Annotated in this window: 30 protein-coding genes; 29 read left to right on the top strand and 1 reads right to left on the bottom strand. The window is 33.2% G+C overall.

The window, feature by feature from the left end; translation table 11 throughout:
* Positions 1-19: 19 nt before the first annotated feature.
* The 27 genes from EQM05_RS15820 to EQM05_RS11365 all read left to right on the top strand — a co-directional run bounded on the left by EQM05_RS15820 (position 20) and on the right by EQM05_RS11365 (position 18,440).
* Positions 20-196 carry a hypothetical protein gene (locus EQM05_RS15820; protein WP_164917273.1) on the top strand — a complete coding sequence of 59 codons (177 nt, stop codon included), beginning with the start codon at positions 20-22 and terminating at the stop codon, positions 194-196.
* A gap of 21 nt (positions 197-217) precedes the next feature.
* Positions 218-847, top strand: coding sequence for a hypothetical protein (locus EQM05_RS11485; protein WP_128750163.1), 630 nt, complete (start codon positions 218-220; stop codon positions 845-847).
* Positions 848-908: 61 nt separating this feature from the next.
* A complete protein-coding gene (locus tag EQM05_RS11480; protein WP_128750162.1) occupies positions 909-1,367 on the top strand; it encodes a hypothetical protein in 459 nt (152 codons plus the stop codon).
* The gene (locus tag EQM05_RS11475; RefSeq protein ID WP_128750161.1) at positions 1,364-3,142 is read left to right on the top strand and encodes a hypothetical protein; all 1,779 of its coding nucleotides are present in this window, start codon (positions 1,364-1,366) and stop codon (positions 3,140-3,142) included. The genes EQM05_RS11480 and EQM05_RS11475 overlap by 4 nt, the downstream gene beginning before the upstream one ends.
* 14 nt (positions 3,143-3,156) lie before the next feature.
* Positions 3,157-3,885, top strand: a complete 729-nt coding sequence (locus EQM05_RS11470; protein ID WP_128750160.1) for an N-acetylmuramoyl-L-alanine amidase family protein — start codon at positions 3,157-3,159, stop codon at positions 3,883-3,885.
* 12 nt (positions 3,886-3,897) lie between these two features.
* Positions 3,898-4,851, top strand: coding sequence for a terminase (locus EQM05_RS11465; RefSeq protein WP_128750159.1), 954 nt, complete (start codon positions 3,898-3,900; stop codon positions 4,849-4,851).
* 10 nt (positions 4,852-4,861) lie between these two features.
* A complete protein-coding gene (locus EQM05_RS11460) occupies positions 4,862-5,227 on the top strand; it encodes a DUF2577 domain-containing protein (protein WP_128750158.1) in 366 nt (121 codons plus the stop codon).
* Positions 5,167-5,658: a DUF2634 domain-containing protein gene (locus EQM05_RS11455; protein ID WP_243108057.1), complete on the top strand. Its 492-nt coding sequence runs from the start codon at positions 5,167-5,169 to the stop codon at positions 5,656-5,658. Before EQM05_RS11460 ends, EQM05_RS11455 begins: the two co-directional genes overlap by 61 nt.
* A complete protein-coding gene (locus tag EQM05_RS11450; protein WP_128750156.1) occupies positions 5,651-6,736 on the top strand; it encodes a baseplate J/gp47 family protein in 1,086 nt (361 codons plus the stop codon). The genes EQM05_RS11455 and EQM05_RS11450 overlap by 8 nt, the downstream gene beginning before the upstream one ends.
* Positions 6,729-7,274, top strand: a complete 546-nt coding sequence (locus EQM05_RS11445) for a putative phage tail protein (RefSeq protein ID WP_128750155.1) — start codon at positions 6,729-6,731, stop codon at positions 7,272-7,274. The genes EQM05_RS11450 and EQM05_RS11445 overlap by 8 nt, the downstream gene beginning before the upstream one ends.
* Positions 7,275-7,284: 10 nt before the next feature.
* The gene (locus EQM05_RS11440) at positions 7,285-7,710 is read left to right on the top strand and encodes a hypothetical protein (RefSeq protein ID WP_128750154.1); all 426 of its coding nucleotides are present in this window, start codon (positions 7,285-7,287) and stop codon (positions 7,708-7,710) included.
* A gap of 89 nt (positions 7,711-7,799) precedes the next feature.
* Positions 7,800-8,141, top strand: coding sequence for a four helix bundle protein (locus EQM05_RS11435; RefSeq protein WP_128750153.1), 342 nt, complete (start codon positions 7,800-7,802; stop codon positions 8,139-8,141).
* A 279-nt stretch (positions 8,142-8,420) separates the two neighbouring features.
* Entirely contained in the window at positions 8,421-9,479 is a 1,059-nt protein-coding gene (locus tag EQM05_RS11430) for a reverse transcriptase/maturase family protein (protein ID WP_128750152.1), read from the top strand.
* 39 nt (positions 9,480-9,518) lie between these two features.
* A complete protein-coding gene (locus EQM05_RS11425; RefSeq protein ID WP_128750151.1) occupies positions 9,519-10,211 on the top strand; it encodes a hypothetical protein in 693 nt (230 codons plus the stop codon).
* A 56-nt stretch (positions 10,212-10,267) separates the two neighbouring features.
* A complete protein-coding gene (locus EQM05_RS11420) occupies positions 10,268-11,179 on the top strand; it encodes a hypothetical protein (protein WP_128750150.1) in 912 nt (303 codons plus the stop codon).
* Complete coding sequence (locus EQM05_RS11415) at positions 11,180-11,359, top strand: hypothetical protein (RefSeq protein WP_128750149.1); 180 nt, start codon at positions 11,180-11,182, stop codon at positions 11,357-11,359.
* 18 nt (positions 11,360-11,377) lie between these two features.
* Complete coding sequence (locus tag EQM05_RS15815; protein WP_164917272.1) at positions 11,378-11,515, top strand: CD1375 family protein; 138 nt, start codon at positions 11,378-11,380, stop codon at positions 11,513-11,515.
* Between the two features lie 131 nt (positions 11,516-11,646).
* Positions 11,647-11,883: a helix-turn-helix transcriptional regulator gene (locus EQM05_RS11410; protein WP_128750148.1), complete on the top strand. Its 237-nt coding sequence runs from the start codon at positions 11,647-11,649 to the stop codon at positions 11,881-11,883.
* A 46-nt stretch (positions 11,884-11,929) separates the two neighbouring features.
* On the top strand, positions 11,930-12,163 hold the full coding sequence (locus EQM05_RS11405) for a hemolysin XhlA family protein (RefSeq protein WP_128750147.1): 234 nt from the start codon (positions 11,930-11,932) through the stop codon (positions 12,161-12,163).
* Between the two features lie 12 nt (positions 12,164-12,175).
* On the top strand, positions 12,176-12,955 hold the full coding sequence (locus tag EQM05_RS11400) for an N-acetylmuramoyl-L-alanine amidase (protein WP_128750146.1): 780 nt from the start codon (positions 12,176-12,178) through the stop codon (positions 12,953-12,955).
* A 65-nt stretch (positions 12,956-13,020) separates the two neighbouring features.
* Positions 13,021-13,575, top strand: coding sequence for a hypothetical protein (locus tag EQM05_RS11395; RefSeq protein WP_128750145.1), 555 nt, complete (start codon positions 13,021-13,023; stop codon positions 13,573-13,575).
* 236 nt (positions 13,576-13,811) lie between these two features.
* Positions 13,812-13,988, top strand: coding sequence for a helix-turn-helix transcriptional regulator (locus tag EQM05_RS11390; RefSeq protein WP_279222137.1), 177 nt, complete (start codon positions 13,812-13,814; stop codon positions 13,986-13,988).
* A 166-nt stretch (positions 13,989-14,154) separates the two neighbouring features.
* On the top strand, positions 14,155-15,033 hold the full coding sequence (locus EQM05_RS11385; protein ID WP_128750143.1) for a ParM/StbA family protein: 879 nt from the start codon (positions 14,155-14,157) through the stop codon (positions 15,031-15,033).
* Entirely contained in the window at positions 15,018-15,218 is a 201-nt protein-coding gene (locus EQM05_RS11380) for a hypothetical protein (protein ID WP_128750142.1), read from the top strand. The genes EQM05_RS11385 and EQM05_RS11380 overlap by 16 nt, the downstream gene beginning before the upstream one ends.
* Positions 15,219-15,507: 289 nt before the next feature.
* On the top strand, positions 15,508-15,900 hold the full coding sequence (locus tag EQM05_RS11375) for a hypothetical protein (protein ID WP_128750141.1): 393 nt from the start codon (positions 15,508-15,510) through the stop codon (positions 15,898-15,900).
* Between the two features lie 12 nt (positions 15,901-15,912).
* Entirely contained in the window at positions 15,913-16,107 is a 195-nt protein-coding gene (locus EQM05_RS11370; RefSeq protein ID WP_128750140.1) for a hypothetical protein, read from the top strand.
* Positions 16,104-18,440, top strand: a complete 2,337-nt coding sequence (locus EQM05_RS11365; RefSeq protein ID WP_243108056.1) for a hypothetical protein — start codon at positions 16,104-16,106, stop codon at positions 18,438-18,440. Before EQM05_RS11370 ends, EQM05_RS11365 begins: the two co-directional genes overlap by 4 nt.
* Positions 18,441-19,202: 762 nt before the next feature.
* On the opposite strand, the gene EQM05_RS11360 is transcribed toward EQM05_RS11365, so the two are convergent.
* On the bottom strand, positions 19,203-19,631 hold the full coding sequence (locus tag EQM05_RS11360; RefSeq protein ID WP_128750139.1) for a hypothetical protein: 429 nt from the start codon (positions 19,629-19,631) through the stop codon (positions 19,203-19,205).
* A 154-nt stretch (positions 19,632-19,785) separates the two neighbouring features.
* Between EQM05_RS11360 and EQM05_RS11355 the strand changes: the two genes are divergently transcribed.
* Together EQM05_RS11355 and EQM05_RS11350 are read left to right on the top strand one after the other, a co-directional pair.
* Positions 19,786-21,162 carry a PhoH family protein gene (locus tag EQM05_RS11355; RefSeq protein ID WP_128750138.1) on the top strand — a complete coding sequence of 459 codons (1,377 nt, stop codon included), beginning with the start codon at positions 19,786-19,788 and terminating at the stop codon, positions 21,160-21,162.
* Positions 21,163-21,415: 253 nt separating this feature from the next.
* A complete protein-coding gene (locus EQM05_RS11350; protein WP_128750137.1) occupies positions 21,416-22,420 on the top strand; it encodes a phosphodiester glycosidase family protein in 1,005 nt (334 codons plus the stop codon).
* The last annotated feature ends 3 nt before the right edge of the window (positions 22,421-22,423 follow it).

Here is a 22,423-nt window from a genome sequence, read left to right as displayed (position 1 = left end):
AGATGGTGAAGTTAGACTTATGTATGATTTGTGGAAAGATAAACATATAACTTCGCCATCTGAGTTTTGGAATATGTCTGTAGGCGATAAATTAGTTTTACATGCATTCCACGATTACGAAATAGAAGAAAAAAATAAAATTAGGATGGATTTAGAGAGGAATAATGCTCCAATTTTCCCAACAACTATTGTATAATGGTTATTGGGAGGGGTTATTATGAGTGAAATAAATAATAATTTAAAGAATACAAAAGAAAGCGAAGAGGATAAGAGGAATACTAGAATAGGTTGCGGCTTTTTTATAGTATTATTAATAATTATTATCGCTATAGGATTTGGCATACATAAACATATTGCCAATGTAAATCATCAGAAAGCTGTTGCAATACAAGAACAACAGAAAAAGAAAGCCACGGAAGAGAAGGCGAAGGAACAAGCAGAAGCTAAAAAAATTCAAGAAGAAATGCCTAAAATTAATTTTACGGGGAAAATAAATCCGCAAATTGCTAAAACAGGAGAAAAGGTAGTAATATCAGTTGAAATTGAAAATACAAGTAAAAATAAATCGATAAAAGGTATCAAATTAGTCTTTAGTAATAAAGATTTATTAGAAAAAGGTTTAGTAATTACTAATATAATGAATGGTGGTACAAAAAATGGCAGAGATATAAACTGGAATATTGAGATTCCACCAAAAGAAAAGAGAACTTTTAATATTATAGCCTCTGCTAATGAACCGGGAGAATATGAAACTGTCATTACATTTGGGGAATATAATGGGTTTGTGTACTATCAATCTCCTGATGGTAATGATGAATTGGATGGAAAATTAATAGTTACTCCATAATGAAGAGAATCACTTTGGTGGTTCTTTTTTTATGCAGTGAATTATAAAAGGAGGTGAGAGCTTGGCAGAATTAAAAGCAGTCATTAATTTAGAGGATGACTTTTCAACTCAAATCAAGTCAGCTATAAGCAGCACAGATAGCTTCCAGCAAGCAGTATTAAAAGCTAAAAACGAATTACAAAACATGAGCAAACAGAAATATGAAGCTACAATAAAAGCTAAAGATGAAGCCACCGAACAGATAACAAAAACTAAAAGAGCCTTGAATGATATAAAAACCAATGTAGCTATTATGATTGCAGCTAAAGACACAGCTACAGAAAGTATGCAGAGAATAAAAGGTCATGTAAGACTTTTAGTAGATAAACCTTATAGGGTTATTGTAAATGCAATAGATAAGACAAAATCTGTCATACAAAGTATTACAAATAGCATATTCAATCTTAAAACACTTGCAGCAGGAATCGTATTTGGAGCTGGTGCAAAAAAACTTATGACTGGACAATTGGTAACGCTATGAAGAATGAAGATTATTCAGCTACATTAAATACAGTTTTGCACAGTAAGCAAAAAGGAACTGAAGCTTTAAAGTGGGCCTATAATGACGCTGCTAAAACCCCATTTGATGCTGGACAAGTAGTTTCAGGTGTTACTCAATTAGCTACAAGTGGATTAGATTATACAAAATATTTAAATCCATTAGGTGATGCTGCCGCAGCTATGAATAAACCACTGGAGCAGGCAATATTTGCTATGTCTAAATTAAAAAGTGGTCAGCTTGGCATGGGCGTTGATATGTTTAGAGATTTTGGAGTAAGCAATCAAGATTGGATGAAAGCTGGTGCCACGTTCTCAAAAAATGGTGAATTACAAGTAAGCGATCCACAAAAAGCAGTTGATATGGTTACAAACATTATTAATTCAAAATATGGTGGATTAATGAATGAAAAGAGTAATACTGCTGGAGGTATGATTTCAAACATAGGTGATACTTTTGCTTCAATGGGTAGAGGTCTTGCCGGTATAGATGATAATGGGCAAATTATGAAAGGTGGATTATTTGATAACTTTAAAAAACAACTTGCTGTAATTATGCCATTACTTGATAAAATAAAAGCCTCTGGTGCATTTAGCCAATTACAAAAGGAGATAGGCAATTTAGCTACTGAAGGAGGAAATAAACTAACAGAGTTTTTAAAAGGTTTTGAAAACCCTAATAAAATAAAAGAATATAAGGCTGCATTTAAGCAATTTATGGAGGATGTTAAGGCAGGATGGGGAATAGCTAAAGAATTTGGAAGTGCAATAGCTGGAGTTGCTAAAACCTTGGAGCCTTTAATAAAAACAGTAGCAGCACATCCTAAGTTATTCGTAGGATTATTTGCTGGGTTTGAAGCTGGAAAAGGTGTTTCTAGTATCAAAAAAAATTTTAAAGATATAAAAAAAGAAATTGGGGCATTGCTTACATCAGCAAGAACATTTAAAAGCGGGTTCAAAGGAGTATTTAAAAATATTGTAAGTATTGCTTCGGGGCCACTTAAAAGTGTTGCGAAAGTATTTAAAACTGCTGGAAAAGGTATATTAACCTTTGTGAAGTCAATTCCAAAAGGCTTAAGTAAAGTTGTTGGGACTATAAAGTCATGGGTTGGAGTTATAGGAAATGTGCTTAAAAATAACTTATTAAAAACAGTAAAAAATGTGGCTAAAGGGATAATAAATGTAGTAAAACCTGTGTTTGCATTCTTAGCGGCTAACCCAGTTGTATTAATAATAATGGGTATTATAGCAGTAGTAATTCTTTTGTATGAAGCCTGGAAACATAATTGGGGTGGAATACAGGACAAGACTAAGGCAGTTATAGATTTTTGTAAAACTAAGATAGAAAGTATTAAAGAAACATTTGATTCAGTAAAAGAAAAATGTAAAGAATTTAAAGAAAAAATATGTGAGTATTGGGATAATATAAAAACATTCTTTGCACATCCAATAAAGGGCACAGTAGATATTGTGAAAAATATATCTGATAAAATATCAGGCAAAGACCCAGGGAAGAACGCACTTGGTACAAACTATTGGAAAGGTGGGCTTACTTGGGTAGGAGAGCACGGACCTGAACTTGTAAACTTATCTAAAGGAAGTTCTATTTATTCAAATAGAGATAGTAACAGTATGTTAGGTGGCGTAGTAATAGCAAAGTTAGCAGATCAGATAGTAGTTAGAGAAGATGCCGATATAGATAAGATAGTCACTAAACTGGTTAAGAAATTAAATGAAATAGAACCCAATGTAGCATGATAGGAGGTGCACATATGGAATTCTGGTTGATTAACAATGACGAAAGACTGCAGTTGCCGGTGCCTCCACCAAATTATTCAATAAAAAAATCAAATGACAGCAGTACGGTTACTGTTCTTGGATTGGGAGAAATAAGCTTTATTGGCACTCCCAAGCTTGCTGAAATACCCGCAATAGAAAGCTTTTTCCCCAACCATCCATACAGTTTTTGTCAGTATAGCACGTTCCCAATGCCCAACAAATGTGTTGAAATGATAGAAAAATGGAGGAATGAAGGTACCGTGATAAGGTACTTGGTAACCGGCACGAAACTTAATATGGAGTGCACAATAGAAAGTTTTGAATATGGAGAGAGAGACGGAACAGGCGATATATATTTTAGCTTGCAGTTAAAAGAATACAAGAGAATAGCCAATGTAGCAAAGGAAGGATGGGTATACTCTGGGGGCATTTGGTATTATTTTTACGGTAATGGTGTAAGAAAGACTGGTTGGTTATTAGATTCTGGTAAATGGTACTACTTAAAAGAAAATGGAGCTATGGCAACAGGCTGGGTTATGTATGGTGGAGTGTGGTATTTTTTAGATCCAGTTAAGGGCGAAATGGCAGCAAGTAAATGGATATTATGGAATGGAAAATGGTATTACCTAAAATCAGATGGGTCCATGCCAGTTAGCACTTATATTAATGGCTGGTGGGTTGGCTCAGATGGTGCTTGGGATGGAAAGCCGAAAGTGAAGTAGGAGGCAGGAATTATGATAAAAATATATTGCATGGTTGATATAATTCCTCTGGACATAACCAATCTGGTGAAATCTGTAAGCAATAGTGGTGACAGTTCGACATTTGCAAGGGCGCTCAGTATAACACTTGCGTACCCAATTTGGGACACCAATCAACCAAGAATTGATGTAAAGGTTGGCTCTAAAATATGGATGATCCTTGATGGAGAAGAGATATTCAGGGGTGTCGTGTGGACTGTAGATAGTTCTTCCGAACAGGAACTGACAATAAAAGCATTTGACTATCTTATATACGTTAACAAGTCTAAGGTGACATATAACTTCACGAATATTACACCTGAAGATGCGACTAGAAAAGTTTGCAGTGACCTAGGGATAGAAACCGGAGAAATAGCAAGTACGGGGACAAGGACCAGTAGACTCATTGCCCAAAAGACAGGTTGTGAAGCAATACTGGAAATGTATGACCAAGTTCAAGCAAATGGCTTCATATTGACAATGCAAGGAACCAAACTGAACGTGATAAAGAAAGCCCAGTTGGTTGCAAACTATATAGTGACCATTAATAAGAATGGTATAGGAAACAATGCAATATCTGTAAGTTATGGAGAATCACTTGACAGTATGGTTAACAAGGTGCAGATATTTGATAGTGACAACAATTACCATAACAAGGTTGAAAACACTGAGTGGCAGAACAAGTATGGCACATTACAGGACAACTATGTTATGGAGGATGGCAAGAATCCTGCCACTGAAGCTCAAAAGTTGCTGAAGGGCATTGAGCACACTTGGTCAGTTGAAACGCTTGGAAACTGGGAATGTAGGACAGGTTCACTCGTTGGTGTAAAAATATTTTATATGGACGAAGAAATGGAGGCAAAGCTGCTTATTGACGGGGACACGCATACATGGGATGTTGGTACGAACAAATATACAATGCAGCTTAATTTAGCCACATGTTAGGAGGGTAAAGATGAAAAACCAGTACATTGAATTGATTAAGCACATGCAAAAACAAGGAACCAAATTCAATCCTCCAGCTATTGAAATAGGTGTAGTAATAAATGCTGAGCCATTGACAATTAAAATAGGTGATCTTCAACTCACGAAAGATGACATCTGGGTTGCAGATTTTTTATTGTCGAAATATAAAAGGAAAATGAGTATACCTTCTACGAAAGCTACAGGCTCTACAACTGAAGAAGGAATAACATCGATAGGGATACCTAACGGTGAATTGGAATTTACTGAAGGACTTAAGATAGGTGATAGCATAGCTTGTTTGGCAGTGATGGACAGGCAAGAATATGTAGTTCTGGCAAGGGTGGTGAGGCCATGAGCATACTGCCTGCAGATGCAAAGATTGATGATATAACGAATTTTCATTCAACTAGCAAGGAGGGATTGCCTTTGGCAAAGGAATATTGCTGGGATTTCATTAACAATGATTTACTATTGGAGAATGGAAAACCCAAGATAGTTGAAGGAATTGAAGCTATAAAAGTATGGATATGGAAAGCGTTAAAAACAGAAAGGTATAGATATTTAGCATATTCGTGGAGCTATGGTAATGAGTTAAATGAGTTAGTAGGCAAAGGATTAAGTATAGAATTTATACGAAGCGAAGTAGAAAGATATTTAAAAGAAGCCCTATTAATGAATAATTATATAATTGATATACAAAATGTTACTGTAACTATTGATGAAAGTAAATTAAATATAGAATTTACGGTGGCTACCATCTATGGGGAGGCGAATATGAGTGTATAGCAACAATAATTCACAGAAAGAAATTTTAAATAGAATGTTACAAACTACATCTGCTGATGTAGATAAATCGGAGGGCAGTCTGACATATGACGCACTTTCACCAGCATCTAATGAGTTTGAACAAATATATGTAAAATTAGATGAAGTATCCAATAAATTTGATATCAGTAAGCTTATAGGTGATGAACTAGCGACTAGAGTATATCAAAAGACAGGTATTACTAAAAAACCTGCTACTTATGCTCATACTGTAATAACCTTAACTGGAACAGGGAATATAAGCATTGGGGATATAGCACAAACATCAGGAGGAATACAATTTAAATTTACGGAGGATAAAACTATTAATGGAACTGGAACTGCAAATGTCACAGCAGTTATAGCAGGATCCAGTGGAATGGTTCCAGCTAACCAAATAACTGCTCTTCCTGTTGGCATACCTGGTATAACTGCAATTACAAATGGAAGCCCTACTCAAGATGGATTTGATGAGGAGAGTGACGAGTCATTGCTTGGAAGATATTATGAAGCAATACAAGCTCCATCAACTCAGGGGAATATTTCACAATTTATTAAATTAGTAAAAGATTATCCTGGAGTAGGAGATGTTAAAGTATATCCCACTTGGAATGGCAATGATACTATAAAGCTTATTATTATAGATGCAAATAAGCAACCGCCAAGTTCAGAATTTATTAATAAAGTCCAAACTTATATGGACCCTTTAGGCGATAATTGGGGGCAAGGTTATGGAGTTGCTCCTTTCGGTGCTTTTACAACTATAGAAGGAGCTGTTGGAAAATCAATAGATATAAGTTTTACTGCCATTAAGGATACCAATTATAGTGACGAACAGCGGCAAACTAATTTTGAGAATGCCTTAAATGAATATTTAAAATCTCTAGCATTTAAAGAGGCATCAGTGAGTTATACAAGACTAGGAGCTTTGATAATAAGCACACCTGGTTTTTTAGATTACAGCAATTTAAAGGTAAATGGTGGTATTGCAAATATACAATTAAGTTATACTGGAATCCTTACAGAAGTCCCAATAAAAGGAGTGGTGACTATTGCATAGTGATAAATTAAAAAACTATGTACCGCCTTTTATATCAAATACAAGGACATATACTGAAATATACAGCAGCCAGGGAAATGAATTTGATACATTAGATGAATGTATGGCTGACTTAATGTTACAGTTTAATATTGATACAGCCACTTGGGCACTTGATATATATGAGAAGAGCTTAGGAATAGTTACGAATCATACCAAAGAACTAGATTATCGTAGAAGTGTAATAAAGTCTAAAGATCGTGGAACAGGTAAATTTAATTCTGTAATGCTAAAGCTTGTATGTGATAGCTTTACAAACGGGAATGTAGAAGTTACTTATAACGGGATAATTACTGTTAAGTTTAATGCAATAAGAGGTATACCTCCAAATTTAAATGATTTAAAGGATGTAGTAGAACAAATTAAGCCTGCATATAAAATACTTCAATATATTTTTATTTATTTAACTTGGGATGAGTTTAATAATTATAATAAGAGTTTTGATGATTGGGACACACTTAATTTGTCTTGGGATAAATTTGAAACTTATAAAGAATAGAGGTGATTAAATGCCAAGTGTAAATAAAACTCATAATATTGGTCTTAATCAATGGCAGGGCAACGAATATCCTAAAAGACAGGACTTCGTAGATGACAATTTATTAATCGACACTGAAATAGGCAAAAGAGCTTTAAAAACGGAAGTTACTATTGCTCAAAATTCAGCGCAAACATATGCTGACAATAAGGTTAGTAGTATAACAGGTAATGGATGGAATAATGAAACTATAAAAGGTAATGCAGTTGCAATAGCAAATTTACAGCAAGAGTCTGCATTACATTTAGAAGATATTACACAGCTCATTTTTCAACTTGCAGTACAAGATTTAATAAATATATCTAATATAAAACATATATTTGTTGATAAAATAGAAAGCTCTGCAGATGTGAGTTTAATATCAGGTATGTATGCTAATAGTAAAGTTTATATCTAATATGGTTATTTTATAACAAAATGTTAATTAAAACTAACTATTTATGATAAACTAAAGCAGTTGAAATTTAAATGAAAAGGTGACAGCATGTGGAGCCATTAATTTTACAAAAGAAAACAGAAGTACTTCTAAATAAAGAAGTATATCCTGTATTAAAAAAATATCCTAAAAGTGAAAAGTTTGCATTATGTCAGGAGATTAAGCAAGCCTTTTATAGAGTAATCAGAAATACCATGCTTGCTAATAATATTAAAAGATATAGAATTCATTATCTTCAGGGAGTAGATGCAGACCTTAAGTTATTACTTGTTTTATTCTCAATTTCACGAGAACAAAAGTATATAACAGAAAGAAAATGCTTACAGCTCCAAGAGAGGGTAAGTGAATTGGGAAGGATAACTGGAGGCTTAATGAAAGCAGCAGTTAAATAATTTAATATAGGGTTAATTCTGTATGGGCTTCCTATCGTGTTTATCGTGGGTACTCGTCTGCCCGCTATTTCAATAACAACAATAGTAATAATACTAACAATAACGTTGGGTGGCGCCCCGCCCTGTAAGACTTTAGATCAATGCGATTACGGTTTCATTGACATGACCCTTAAGTTCAGTCGGACTTAAGTTTGAACTTCAGGGGAGAATTAATCCTTCACTTTTAGTGTAAACACATGAATAATGGTATTTTGCCAAGCTTTGAAAGGAGATGCCAAAATGCCGAATCCTCTATATGAAAAGGCTATGGATTATAAAAACTTAAAAGGGAGTTATAAAAGAACTCAACAGGCCCAAAGGAAATATAGGAAAGAGGCTATTATTTTTGATATGGCCAGAGAAAAGAATTTAGTTAAGCTTTGGAGAGAATTAAAGAATGAAACATATATGCCAAGTGATTATATAGAATTTAAGGTATATGAACCTAAAGAGAGAGTTATTCACGCACCAAGGATTAGAGATAAAATAGTGCAATTTGCAGCACATACAGTACTGCAGGAGGTTTATTATAATAAGTTTATAGATTCTTCTTATGCTTGCTTAGTTGGAAGAGGAACTCATAAAGCTGTACAGAAGGTTCAACATGATATGAAGTATGTTAAATGGAAGTATGGTGATGGCTGGATACTTAAGATGGATGTTAGAAAGTTTTTCTATTCTATAAACAGGGATATACTTAAGCAGATCCTAAGGAAAAAGATTAAGGATGATAAATTTTTAAATCTTTTAGATAAAATTATAGACAGTTCTCCTGAAGGAGAAAAAGGAATTCCTCTTGGTAATGTAACTAGCCAGGACTTCGCAAATATTTATATGAATGAAGTAGACCAATATGCTACAAGATATCTAGGCCTTAAATACTATGTAAGATATATGGATGATATTATAGTAATCTTAAAGACAAAAGAAGAAGCACAGAAAGCTAAGGAAAATATAACAAGTTTTTTAAAAGAAAGGCTTGATTTAGAAACCAATTCTAAAACTAAAATTTTCCCTTTAAGCCAGGGTGTTAATGCTTATGGATTTAAGATATTTACAACTCATAAGTTAGTAAGAGATTCATCGAAAGCTGCAATGAAAAGAAGAATCAAAGCTATGGATAAGAAAGTTCAAAGGGGCGAAATGACTACAAAAGAAGTTCAGCAAAGTGTAAATTCATGGTTGGGACATGCAAGGCATTCTAATAGCTACAATCTTAGTAAAAAAATATTTTCAAAATACAATTATATAGAAGTAGAAAATCCTAAATTTAAGTTTGGGAATTTAAGCACTCAGTAATGGGTGTTTTTTTAATACAAAATTTAAGGAGTGATTTAAGTGGCAGAATTTTTAGGAGTAGTTAAATTAGGTACGTTTTATCATAATAATTCTCCATTATCGTTACCACAACGACCTTGGTATTCAGGTAATTATCCAGGGTCACTATCAGGTAGAGGTAATGGAGACACATCTCAATTTTCAGGGAATATGAGTGATTGGATTATAGGGAACAGTTCTTCAGATGACTCTAAAAAGTTAAAATGGATAAAAATTAAAGATGGTAATAAGACACTATTGATTTGTGATAGGGTTATTCTAAATTCTATTAGTTGGGATACATTAAATGAAGCAGGATATATTACAGGGAAAAAAATAACTATAGATGGTCAGGAGTATCTTTGCAGAGTACTCAGTGGTGGAGAGAACTATAGAAATGGAAGTGACAGTTATTCTGGAGGGACTCCTACGAACAACGAATGGGACAGGTTTATAGTTAATGAAGATAATATTAGTGGATTGCCTAAACCTACTACTAATGATTTAGATTCCTCACTTGATTACAATGACTTAGATGGGGCACATAATCAATTATGGAATTGGTGGGGGGATTATAGTTGGTGCAAAGAGACATATCAGGGAAATTCTTCCTCTCGTGTTTTTCGTGGGTCCTCGTCTGCCCGCTTTTTCAATAACTACAATAGTGGTAATACTACAGTAACGTTGGGTGGCGCCCCGTCCTTGAAGTTCTGAACACTGCCCCGCTGGTCTCTGATACTGATGCGAACCTTGGAAATTATGCTGCAGCTTTGAAAAAAACTTATACTGTAACAGATGCTGAAGGCGACACAATAACTGTAGTTGAAAAATTAGATGGAAGTGTAATCAGAACATTAAATAATCAAGCGAGTGGAACGAGCTTGACCGTAGATTTAACTACGCAATGGCCAAGTTTAAGTTTGGCAAGCCATACAATTACAATCGGAGTAACTGACTCAAAGGGATTAGCTGGAGCAACGAGGACTTGGACATTTACCAAAACAAATAGTGCTCCTAGAGCACCAATTATAATCTCACCAGTAAATTTAACAAGGGTTGATACAGCTGGTTTTGATGCAGCATTTACAGTTTCAACAGATGCTGAAGGAGATGCCCAAACATTATGTGTACAATTAGCAGATGATAGTGCATTTACAACAGGAGTTCGAACAATAACATCTGGCCTGAAAAGATATAATAGTTCAACTAAAGTTTGGGATGATGTTAGCAATGCAACAAATTCTGATAGTGGCAAGAGCTTTAAGTTTAACATAACTGGTTTAACAGTTAATACAACAAAATATATCCGTGTTGGATCCATTGATACCGCAGGTAGCAATACAACTTCCTGGAGTGCTGCTATTCAAATAAAGGTTGGCAATAAATTAGAGTTCACTACGCTTCCAAGCGCATTAGATTTTATGCCTACAAGATTAAATGTAATAGATAAAAAAACTGTAGATTCTAAAGCAACAATAAAAGTATTTGCATGTAATAATGCCTTAGATGTGGCTCCAACATGGGAAAATATTACTACTCAATATAATTACAATGAAGCATATGTATTTACGAATACAACTAAAACAGGGAATCAATGGGCAGTAGCAGTTAAATATCAAATATCTGCAAATGATGCAGCTGGGGAAATTAGTGTAGACGCTATTGGTGTGGGGGTGAGCTAAATGTCTAGAAAAATATTAAAAAATACACCTGAAACAGATGAGGAAAAAATAAAAAGGCTAGGAGATGAAAAGCTTCAATTGCAATTAGCATTAGCTGAAAGTATTGAGAAACAGGCACAAGATAAAATTGATCTTCAATTAGCTTTGGCTGAACTAATTGAAAAAATTAATCCATCTTAATGAAAGGAGGCGATATTAATGGTTGAATTATATGCAGACTTAATCCAATTAGGATTAAGAGTATTAGAACCTGAAACAGGTAAAATTGCGGTGCCTGCATTTCTTAGGGATGCAGTTAAAGCAGAACTTGATAAAAGAAGCCAAGTTACAGCTTAAATAATAAAACTACTATCTTATATCATAAATGTGATACAACATATCGAATTTTTGATATTAAATATCAAATTAAGCCTGAAAATCCCGAAAGGCGTTACAATGCCCTTGAAATACGATACAAGGGGGTTGTAATGATGATTAAAATACATTTATCTAGGCTTTTAGGTGAAAAAAGGTGGACACAAGCTGATTTGGCTAGGAAAACAAACATAAGACCTAATACTATTTCAGAGTTATATAATGAACTGGTAGATAGAGTGAGTTTGGAACAATTAGATAAAATATGTGAAGTTTTAGAGTGTGACATAAGTGACCTATTGGAATATATTCCCAATAAAGATAAGCATTTAAAAAATAAGAGACCGTAGGAGGTCTTTTTATTTTGGGAAAAATTAAATTTTTAGGAGATGCTTTATGAATGATGAGTTAATAAAAGACAAATTGAATACTCATGAAAGAAGGCTAAATGATCATAGTGGCAGGCTTGATAGATTAGAGCAAAGGGGGGCTAGTGTAGATGTAAAGATAGATAACCTTTGCCAACAATTATCTAGTCTTACAACAACGCTACGTTGGTTTATAGGGCTGATTATAGGAGGGTTTGCAACCTTCTTTTTTTATGGAATCCAACACAATTTATTTAAATAGGAGGAATAATTTATGAATATTATTCAAACAAATTTAAGTTTTGGATCTATGTCATATGGTAATTTGCCTAATGCACTTGTATATCATCACGCTGAAGCCTCAAAATGCTCAGTGTATGACGTACATCAATGGCATAAAGAAAATGGATGGGCAGGCATAGGATATCATTATTTTGTTAGAAAGGATGGAAGCATATATAAAGGTAGACCTAATAATGCTATAGGCAGCCATTGTTTGCACCATAATACAAATACCTTGGGAATTTGTGCAGAGGGTAATTATATGATAGAGCACATGCCTGAGGTGCAAAAACAGGCTTTAGTCGAATTAGGCCAATATTTGAAAAGTATATATCCAATTAGGGCTGTTTATGGTCATAGGGAGTTAATGGCTACAGAATGTCCTGGAACTAACTATCCTCTACAGGAGATTAAACAAGCAGTTATGAAGGGGGTACAAGCATTATGTGACGGATGGCATTTAATAAATGGAATATGGTTCTACTTTGAGAATAAAAAGAAAGTCATTAATGGCTGGAGGAAAGACTCAAAAGGCTTGTGGTACTTCCTCGGTGGTGATGGTGCTATGGTGACAAGTCGTTGGATTAAATCAAACAATGGCTATTGGTACTTCTTAAAATCAGATGGTGCTATGGCTACAAACCAATGGATTAAATGGAATAACAAATCTTACTATATAGGGCCTGATGGAATTATGACAGCCAATACAATAGTAGATGGTTGGGTAGTTGGGCCTGATGGAGCCTGGAATGGAAAGCCCCAAATAAAATAACTAAGTGTCTATTTATAATGTAGGCACTTTTTTATATTAAAAATAAATTTTTGGAGGAATGTATTATGTATGTAAATGTTACTTTATTATTCGTTTTTGGGATAACAGTCGGTGTAGGTGCCTCAGCTTTGGTACTTTTACCATTATTAAAGAAAAAGGGCGTAAAAGTTGAAGAAATTGCTGGCAAAGTTGATAAGGCTATGAATATGGCAGATAGCGTTTTACAGGTAGCGGACAAGATAGTTCCTAATAATCCAGTAGTTAAAACCCTGGATGTAATTGAAACATATGCTAAAAAGGGTGCCGGTTGCGCTGAACAACTATATTTAACTTCCAAATTAGATGGTGAGGCCAGAAGTGATAAAGCTAAAGATACAGTTTATAATGCTTTAGAAATTGCAGGAATAACCGTAACCCCTGAAATTGATCAATTAATTAAGGATACAATTGAATCGGAAGTATTATTATTGGGTCATAAACCGGTGGATGTAAAAGAACAACAGGAAGCAGCAAAAGCTATCCAAGCTAAGAATGATGCCTTAGTACAAGAAAATGCCCAATTAAAGCAGACAATAAATACAGTCCAGTCTACAGTAGCAGCAACATCAGTTGCTCAATAATAAAATTTAACCCTGGAGAAATCCAGGGACTTTTTTTATTTTTTGTATAAATAAAATATTCATGGCTATAATTAAGCTAAGCTTATTCATTATTCATAATGTTTCCTTTTAAATATTTTCATCTTATAGTCCTTCGGGGCTATTCTTTTAGAGGAATTATTTAACATTTGTAGAATATTAACATAAACTAATGTTAAGTAGGTGATAAGCTTGGGGTAAAAAATAAATTAAAAGAAATCAGAATGCGTGAATACATGATGGATCAAAAAGAATTTTCAAAAATGTTAGGCATTAGTAATACAACTTATAATACTATAGAACTTAATAAGGTGCAGGGGAATGCAGAAACATTATTAAGAATTTCAAAAGCACTTAATCGAGAGGTAGAAGATATATGGTACCTAGAAGATTAGGTGCTTTTTTATGTCTGTAGATATTAAAAGTAGGAATAAAAATTAATTTTTAAAATAAATCCTAAAATTAGGAAACATTTTAAGTAATAGAGCATACATTATAGTAAAAGAGATAAAAAATGAATACATTTGTTAGCCTCATAAGTATTAAAAAGGGAGTGAAAATATGATAATTGGTTATGATGGTGGGTATACCTATATTAAGGATTCAGAAGGGCATATATTCCCAGCAAAGGTAACCACAAAAGAAAGCCTTATTGGCAAAAGCAATTACATTGAGATGAATAAAATAAAATACTATATAGGTGATGGAGAAAATGCAATAGCATTAAATAAAATCAATTGCGAACTTACTAAAGCGTGTTTACTTTATGCACTTAGTTTGAATGATGAAGTTGAGTTTAATGTTGTTACTGGCCTTCCAATAGGGCAATATAAAAGTCAGAGAAATCAACTTAAGGAATTACTTTTAAGCAATAAATTTAATAGAACCAATATAAATGGAAAAGAAAGAACCATAATAATAAACAATGTGGAGATATTTCCACAAGCTGCAGGGGCCGGGTACACGATTAATCCTATGGAAAATTATATTATTGGTGACATAGGGGGAAGAACTTTTGATGTATGCCTGTTTCAATACTTTGAAGGCAAAAGAAAGCTTACAAAGTATTCTACTATCTTAGAAGGTACACTTTCACTATACGCTGATGTTGTAAAGGAAATAAATCAAAAGTTTGAAACGGACCTAAGAATAGAAGAAGGAGAAAATATATTAAACAAAGGCTTATCAATCTATGGAGAAAAACAAAACCTATCTTTTTTAAAACCTATTATTGAATCACATCTAAATAATATCATTAATGAGCTTATTATGAACTATCCGATAAAGACTTCAAGATTATATCTTACTGGTGGGGGGACATATCTCTACGGCCAGGCAATACAAAATAAGATGCCTGGGACAAAAATAATGGGGAATTGTCAATTCAATAATTGTTTAGGCTTTAAGAATGTTGGGGTGAGTTTATGGCAAGAAGATTAATTATTAGTTTTAAGAATACTCCTGAAGACAATAAATTATATGAAGAGATACAAAAGCATTCCGATAAATCTGCCTATGTTAAAGATGTTTTGAAAGGAATTATAGAAAAGAAAATAGAGCAAAGCACCAATATATTAGAAGAAAAATCACTTAATAAAAGTGAATTTATGGACATTTTAGGATAAAAAATAAGCCCGTGCTGAATGCATAGACTTAACCAAAACGCTCTAGTGAACTACTTGCTTCGCTTCATAGCTACACTACAGCTTATGCATGTTAATTTGAGAAAATGCTAGTACACATGCATTTATAACATTTATTTACAAATTATTAACATTTAATATAATACAAATAAAGCAAATTCACTTACTGCCGCAAGAGTTAATCCAGCTATAACTATAAACATAATAATCATCCTTTCCATTTTTTAAGTATTATAGCCAATTAATTTAATAATATACAGGAGGAGCATTTATGAAAATAGAAATAATATGCTGTAACAATAAACTTAATAATCTTAAGAAAAGATATTGTACACGAAAGAATGTAAGAATTTTAAGAGATATTACATCAATAACAATAGGCTTATGCATAACATTTGGATGTACTCATGTATTAGCAGCTGATCCAAGTGCAATAGATGTAAGTATAGCTAAAGCAGATAAAATGGGAAGAACCATTTGGAAAATATTATTGTCAATTGGTTATTGGGCAGCAGCAATTTATGCAACAAAAGATATGATCGCAGATATGAGCAATTCTGATGTAAAAGAAGTTGTTAAGACTGGGGTTAAGTACTTAATTGGATACGCTTGTATTTTTTTCTTCGTAGATTTTCTGGATTTAATAAGATCATTCGGGAAATAGGAGGGCTATAGCGTGATTAAAAAATCAATTTTAGATTTTATAGGTAATATAATAAAATCATTGGTTGGTTGCTCTTATTCTGTAGCTTTAATTTTAGGAACAATATTTATAATTCTATGGATTATTGGATGGAGAAAAGGACTTAAGGCTTCTATTTTGACCTTAACAATATATGCAGTAATAGTTATATTTGGCGGACTTTTATGAAAAGTATAAAGTTATCTGATTATTTTAAATTAGTGAAGCCAAAATATGTAATACTTAAGCTCATTCCAGACACATCAATTCGTAATTACAATAGTTCTAATATTGCAAGAACCATTAATCATTTGGGTAAAAGTATAAATCAAAGAATTTATAAGGAATCAAAGTATTGGAAAATAGAAACGCCATCTAAATGTAGTTTTATGATAGATATAAGAAAATCGAGTGTAGACTTTTATTTCCTAGTACCTGAAACTTATGAAAAACTTTTTAGAGAAAAGATTTTTGAAGTATGGCCCAGAATAACCATAAACATAATTGATAAAATAGAGAATTTTTCAAATGATGCATTAAAGTATCAAGTACAATATAAATCTGAAGATCCTTTAAGTTTATCATTGGATAAAAGATGTAACGAACCTCTTGCAAGCATTTTAAGTGTTTTAGATATTATAGAAGAAGGAGATAGGGTCGCAATATTTTATAATTTTAAACCTGTTAGCCAAAGAAGATGGGCCAATCAATGTAATTCCACATTCAATAGATTTAAAAATAATGAACCGTTGGATAAAGAAGTGTTAAATAAAAAATATATTATTAAAATTCTTGCTTTAACTTTTGCAGAAATATTAGATGGAATATTTGAAGCTTTTCAGGAATTATTTAAAAAGGAAAAAAAAGATATAAACTTAGTTGAAATAGCTATAACTAATTTAATGGGAAATACTAAGAAAGAACTCAATACTGCTACTATAAAAAAGAAAGACAGCATAGTCTTAAATACTCAAATGATTGTACTTTCTGATAGTAATGATAATAATAGAAAGATTAATAATGCGAATGCAGTGGCACAGTCCTTTTATCAACTAAATGCCGATAATGAATTAATCTATAATGAATTAAAAGCTAAAAATATAAATTACACAAATTACAATATTGGGACAGTTAATAATAAAATGAGTGTTGATGAATGCCAAAACTTTCTTGAACTTCCTGGTAGAGAACTTTTGCAAAAGCATAAAATTATAAGCAATATAAATGTGTTGGAAAGTGAGGTGCCATTTCAGCTACAAAATGGCGTGATAAGAGCTGGCGAGAATACTTACAAAGGTAAGTCTACCAAAGTATATCAAACTGAAGATAAAGAACTTAAAAACACTTCAATATGTATTTGCGGACCAAATAGAAGCGGGAAAAGTACATTGATCGCAAATATTACTTATGATGTTATTAATAATAACAGGACCGTGATTCTTCCCGATTTCTGCGGTAATTGCAAACTATCAGATGAATTGGCTGCTGTAATACCAAAAGAAAAAATACTGGATATAAAATGTGATGTCTGGGATACCTTACAAGGGTTTGGCTATAACGAAATTATACCAAAGGATAATTCTATTTTTGAACTTTATAATTGTGCCAAAATGAAAGCAGCTAAACTAAAGGAACTAATAAATTTAGTAAATGATGGTGAAAGTGACCTTGAAGGAAGAATGGAGCGATACCTTGAATATGCTTCACTTGTAGTTTTTGTATGCAACGGATCCGTAAATGATGTTTTTAATGTAATTAAAAACCATGTTATTAGGCATAAATATATTGATAGCATTCCAGCTGAATTAAAAGAACTAATGAGTGAATATATAGAGGAATTGTTGGAAATAGATGAATGGTCAAAAGCAACTAAAGATAGCCCAGCACAAATAATAGGTACTAAGCAGGGGCATATTAGTGCAATACTAAGTAGGGTTCATAGGCTCAAAGAGAATACTTACATTGAGATGATGTTAAAAAAATCTACTGATAATAATATAAATTTATTAAACGAAATGCAGAAAGGAAAACTAATATGTATTCGTATGTATGACAGTATGTTTGCAACTCAGCAGCAGAAAGATATATATGTATGTTATTGGATGACTAAAGTATGGGGATCCTTGCAAAAAAGGTTTTGTGACATTCCAGAGGATAAATTAAAACAAGTTGTAATACTCATAGATGAATTATATCAAACTAAGAATTGTGAGAAGTATCTTACTATGATATTAAGTCAAATGCCTAAATACAGAACTAAGCTAATGCTTTCATGCCATCATCTAGCTCAAATACCAACTATACAGGAAGAATTAAGATCTGCTATGTGTAGTTACACATTTATTGCCGGATCTAACAAAAAGAATTTTCAAGCAATGAAAGAAGAATTTGAAGATAAGGGATATACCCTTGAAGATTTATTACATTTAAAAAGATTTACTGCGCTTAATTTATTAGCGTATGAGGATGGGTATTGGGCGGGAATAACTCATTTACCGCAGCCAATTCGTAGGCTTTCTTAGATATTAATTTTAACACACTTTTAACACATTAATTATATTTTTATATAGGGGTGCTTGTACACTTTTAGCTTGTAAATAATGATATAATCACATTTTTAGTAGGGGACAGGGAAGTACTTTCCTATAATTTTAGAAACAGGGGTTCGAGTCCCCTAGGGGCTACCAAAAAAGCTGTAATCTATTAATTATAATAGATTACAGCTTTTTATTTTATAATTCTCTGCACTTTTCCCACATTGATTAATACATATATTTCTATCATGAATCAATGTATGACAGAAAAAATGTAATGTAAAAAATATAAAATAAAAAAAGTGACAGATTACTTGCATAATCCGTCATAATTTAGAATGTTCGAAGATATTGTACTGAGACTTTTTTATCTGCATGGTACTATTAAACTAATATCCTTTACTGTTGGAAATCTTTTCTCAGATGGATCAATAGCAATTGATAAAGCTATTAAACCAGCTAAAACTAACATTATACTCATCATAATTAACACCCCGCTCATAACTTTATTATTTTAAAATAAATGATTTGTAAGAATTAAAATGCTATAATATATAAACTGAAATTATTCATTTATTATCTTGTATCTTCTCTTCATGAATAATTATAACTCTAAGTATATATAAAATGCAAGTGTTCTTGCAATATTTCTAAAAATTTTTTATAAAATGAAAGACTGTTCCATGAACCCATGAAACAGTCTTATGAAAACGCAAAAAGTGCGTAACCTGGCAATACGATAAAAGTTATTTAATCTTCTTCATAATCCTCATAATAAGATGGATATGAATAAGGATAAATAGGATAGATCATTGGATAATAGTATGGCCTGTAAGGACGATAATATGGTCTATAATATGGTCTGTATGGACGATAAGGGCGACCAGGGCGACCAGGGCGGCCAGGCCTGTAATTAGGACGCTGCCTGTATTCGCTGTCATCATATAAATCATCATCATCGTCAATGTCACGATATTCCATGTCTGAAGTTTTGTGCCCGCACATCATGGGACAGTTGTACATCATAGGACATGAATACATCCATGGGCAGGAATAGGTTTGGTACGGCATTTCTTTGTAGTGCTTATCGTGATGTTTACTGCGGTTCTCTGAAATTTCCTCGCTTACATTTTTATTCATTACATTGTCGGAATCTTGTATGTTGTCTTTATAACTCATTAGGAACCTCCAAATAGTATTTACCTCTGTTATTATAGTATGCACAACTTAAATTATTGACACTAGTTTATAAAAAAATTTTTAAAATACTTTAATTAATACATTTATTATGTTCCAGCATATTATATTAGTAATAGAGAGAGGAGGAATAGTTTTGAAGAAGACCTATGTTTTAGATACTAATGTTATTCTGTATTCTCCTGGAGCTATCTTTTCTTTTGCTGATAATGATGTAGTCATTCCAGAGGTGGTATTAGAGGAATTAGACAGTTTTAAAAAGGATAAAAGTGATTTAGGTGCTAATGCCAGATATTCTGCAAGGATGATTGATAAACTAAGAAAGTCAGGAAAGCTCAATTTGGGTGTGCAGCTGCCTGGAGGAGGAAAACTCAGAGTTGAAATGAACCATTATGATACTGAAATACCTCCTTCATGGGACAAAACCAAGCCGGATAACAGAATAATTCAGGTATGTAAAGGCATTAAGGAGCAAGGGGAAGATGTATGCCTTATTACTAAGGATACATTTGAAAGAATAAAAGCCGATACCATTAATATAGAGGTAGAAGACTTTTATGAAAAGGTTGTTCCGGAACATGAAAGCCAGTACACAGGCAGAATGGAGGTATATGCATCTTCTGATAAACTGGATGAATACTATCAAACCAAAAGCTTAAATATTAATTCTCTTTTGATTTACTCTAGTGAGTTAGAGGAGTATTCCATACCCAATTTGTATATTAATCAGTTTGTTATAATTCATTCTCTGGAAAATCCCAGGAAAACAGCACTAGGCAGGTTTGATGGCAGGAATATTGTGCCCCTTATTTTTAAAGAAGCAAATCCACTTGGCCTGGTGCCTAGAAATGTGGGACAGAAATTTATGATGGAAGCGCTGTTTACCAGTCCTGAAAAGGCTCCCTTAGTTATTGTTAAAGGACCTGCGGGCACAGCAAAAACCTTATTTTCTCTTGCTGTTGGTTTAAGTAAAATAATAGAAGAAGGAAATGATGAATATAGAAGAATTCTGGTGTGCAGGCCAAATGTTACTATGGATGAGGACATAGGCTTTCTTCCTGGTACTGAGGAGGAAAAGATATTTCCATTTATGAGACCTGTTTTTGATAACCTGGAAATATTAGTGGATTCAGATGAAAAGGAAAGGTATAAAAATGAAAAGGAACTGGCAGATAAAATAAAAGAACTGTTTGATAGAAGAATAATAACCACAGAGGCTGTGGCATATTTAAGAGGCAGATCAATAGTTAAGAACTGGATGATTATTGATGAAGCTCAAAATCTTACACCAAAGCAGGTGAAATCGGTTATAACCAGAGTGGGTGAGGGAACAAAGCTTATATTAATAGGTGACCCTGACCAGATAGATCAGCCATTTTTAGATTCAAGATCCAATGGATTATGCTATGCTTCAGAAAAAATGAAAGGCAGCAGCCTATGCTTCCAGATAACACTAAAATATGATGAATGTGAGAGGTCACCACTGTCTCAGGAAGCATCAAAAATGCTGTAATAATAAAAGTACAGACATTAAGTTCTGTACTTTTATTATTATTAACCAAATTGTAAACCTTTCTTTTATTGATTATAATAAAATAGGTTTGTGTAATATATTATAAAATGATAAAATAATCTGTAAAAGCAATAATTAATATTTTGTAAATTATTATTTATATTACAGTATTGACATTACATTTCTATTTAAGTTTTTAATTATCTGTAGTAAAATAGTCAGGAAATTATTTTTTGAGAAAGGAAAGAAACATATGCCTAAAAAAAGAAGGAAAGTTAAAAAGAAAAAGTTTTCATGGAAGCTTCTTCTTTCATTTATTATATTTGAGATTATTTTTACAGGGGTAACTGCACCTCTTATAGTTTTTCACGGTCCTTTCGAAAATGTTAAGAGAACTGTAGTTGGAGCTGCAATGACAACTCTGAAACATCAGTATATTGCAAAAATGTTCTTATCTGATGCAGAAATAAACAAAATACTTAGCAGCAACAGCGTTGAAGCAGCTGTTCAGGACAGCAGTTCTGCTGAGATAAACTTAAACAGCAGTCATGATGACAGCATAGAAAGATATGACGTTAAGAGTACAAAATACAAAGGATATGTACTTATTATACATGATGCAACAAGGGTTAAGGTTGGATACAGTGCAAAGCTTGGTACAGAGGGACAGATGACAAGCCAGATTGCCAAAGAAAACGGCGCCATTGCAGCAGTAAACGGCGGCGGCTTTACAGATAAAGCAGATGGCAGCGGCAACTGGACAGGAACCGGCGGAACTCCTGTGGGAATAATAATGAGTAATGGAACTATAAAACATAATGATGTTAAAGATGATGATAAAAAGGTAGATGTACTTGCACTTACAAACAAGGGACTATTACTGGTAGGGCCTCACAGCATGAATGAGATGAAGGATAAGGGAGTAACAGAAATCATCTCCTTTGGCCCTGCACTTGTTGTAAATGGGCATGGTACTATTAAATCCGGAGACGGCGGCTGGGGTATTGCACCTAGAACAGCTGTAGGCCAGAAAAAAGACGGATCCATAATACTCCTTGTAATAGATGGAAGACAGGCATCCAGCCTGGGAGCTTCATTAAAGGATGTACAGGATATTATGATCCAGTATGGAGCAGTTAATGCAACAAATCTTGATGGAGGTTCATCTTCAACAATGTACTACGATGGAGAATTAATAAACAATCCTTGTGATCCATTAGGTGAAAGATCAGTACCTTCTATAATTTATGTAAAATAGGTT

The sequence above is a fragment of the Clostridium sp. JN-9 genome (assembly GCF_004103695.1).
Taxonomy (GTDB): domain Bacteria; phylum Bacillota; class Clostridia; order Clostridiales; family Clostridiaceae; genus JN-9.
This window is presented reverse-complemented; position numbering and strand designations above follow the sequence as displayed.

What these genes read in the sequence shown, in the direction of transcription:
- EQM05_RS11440 (WP_128750154.1), top strand. Translation starts at nt 7,285, where the DNA reads ATGCCAAGTGTAAATAAAACTCATAATATTGGTCTTAATCAATGGCAG.
- EQM05_RS11380 (WP_128750142.1), top strand. Translation starts at nt 15,018, where the DNA reads ATGGCAAGAAGATTAATTATTAGTTTTAAGAATACTCCTGAAGACAAT.
- EQM05_RS11475 (WP_128750161.1), top strand. Translation starts at nt 1,364, where the DNA reads ATGAAGAATGAAGATTATTCAGCTACATTAAATACAGTTTTGCACAGT.
- EQM05_RS11350 (WP_128750137.1), top strand. Translation starts at nt 21,416, where the DNA reads ATGCCTAAAAAAAGAAGGAAAGTTAAAAAGAAAAAGTTTTCATGGAAG.
- EQM05_RS11460 (WP_128750158.1), top strand. Translation starts at nt 4,862, where the DNA reads ATGAAAAACCAGTACATTGAATTGATTAAGCACATGCAAAAACAAGGA.
- EQM05_RS11400 (WP_128750146.1), top strand. Translation starts at nt 12,176, where the DNA reads ATGAATATTATTCAAACAAATTTAAGTTTTGGATCTATGTCATATGGT.
- EQM05_RS11385 (WP_128750143.1), top strand. Translation starts at nt 14,155, where the DNA reads ATGATAATTGGTTATGATGGTGGGTATACCTATATTAAGGATTCAGAA.
- EQM05_RS11405 (WP_128750147.1), top strand. Translation starts at nt 11,930, where the DNA reads ATGAATGATGAGTTAATAAAAGACAAATTGAATACTCATGAAAGAAGG.
- EQM05_RS11415 (WP_128750149.1), top strand. Translation starts at nt 11,180, where the DNA reads ATGTCTAGAAAAATATTAAAAAATACACCTGAAACAGATGAGGAAAAA.
- EQM05_RS11430 (WP_128750152.1), top strand. Translation starts at nt 8,421, where the DNA reads ATGCCGAATCCTCTATATGAAAAGGCTATGGATTATAAAAACTTAAAA.
- EQM05_RS11410 (WP_128750148.1), top strand. Translation starts at nt 11,647, where the DNA reads ATGATGATTAAAATACATTTATCTAGGCTTTTAGGTGAAAAAAGGTGG.
- EQM05_RS11465 (WP_128750159.1), top strand. Translation starts at nt 3,898, where the DNA reads ATGATAAAAATATATTGCATGGTTGATATAATTCCTCTGGACATAACC.
- EQM05_RS11360 (WP_128750139.1), bottom strand. Translation starts at nt 19,631, where the DNA reads ATGAGTTATAAAGACAACATACAAGATTCCGACAATGTAATGAATAAA.
- EQM05_RS11485 (WP_128750163.1), top strand. Translation starts at nt 218, where the DNA reads ATGAGTGAAATAAATAATAATTTAAAGAATACAAAAGAAAGCGAAGAG.
- EQM05_RS11395 (WP_128750145.1), top strand. Translation starts at nt 13,021, where the DNA reads ATGTATGTAAATGTTACTTTATTATTCGTTTTTGGGATAACAGTCGGT.
- EQM05_RS11375 (WP_128750141.1), top strand. Translation starts at nt 15,508, where the DNA reads ATGAAAATAGAAATAATATGCTGTAACAATAAACTTAATAATCTTAAG.
- EQM05_RS11365 (WP_243108056.1), top strand. Translation starts at nt 16,104, where the DNA reads ATGAAAAGTATAAAGTTATCTGATTATTTTAAATTAGTGAAGCCAAAA.
- EQM05_RS15820 (WP_164917273.1), top strand. Translation starts at nt 20, where the DNA reads ATGTATGATTTGTGGAAAGATAAACATATAACTTCGCCATCTGAGTTT.
- EQM05_RS11470 (WP_128750160.1), top strand. Translation starts at nt 3,157, where the DNA reads ATGGAATTCTGGTTGATTAACAATGACGAAAGACTGCAGTTGCCGGTG.
- EQM05_RS15815 (WP_164917272.1), top strand. Translation starts at nt 11,378, where the DNA reads ATGGTTGAATTATATGCAGACTTAATCCAATTAGGATTAAGAGTATTA.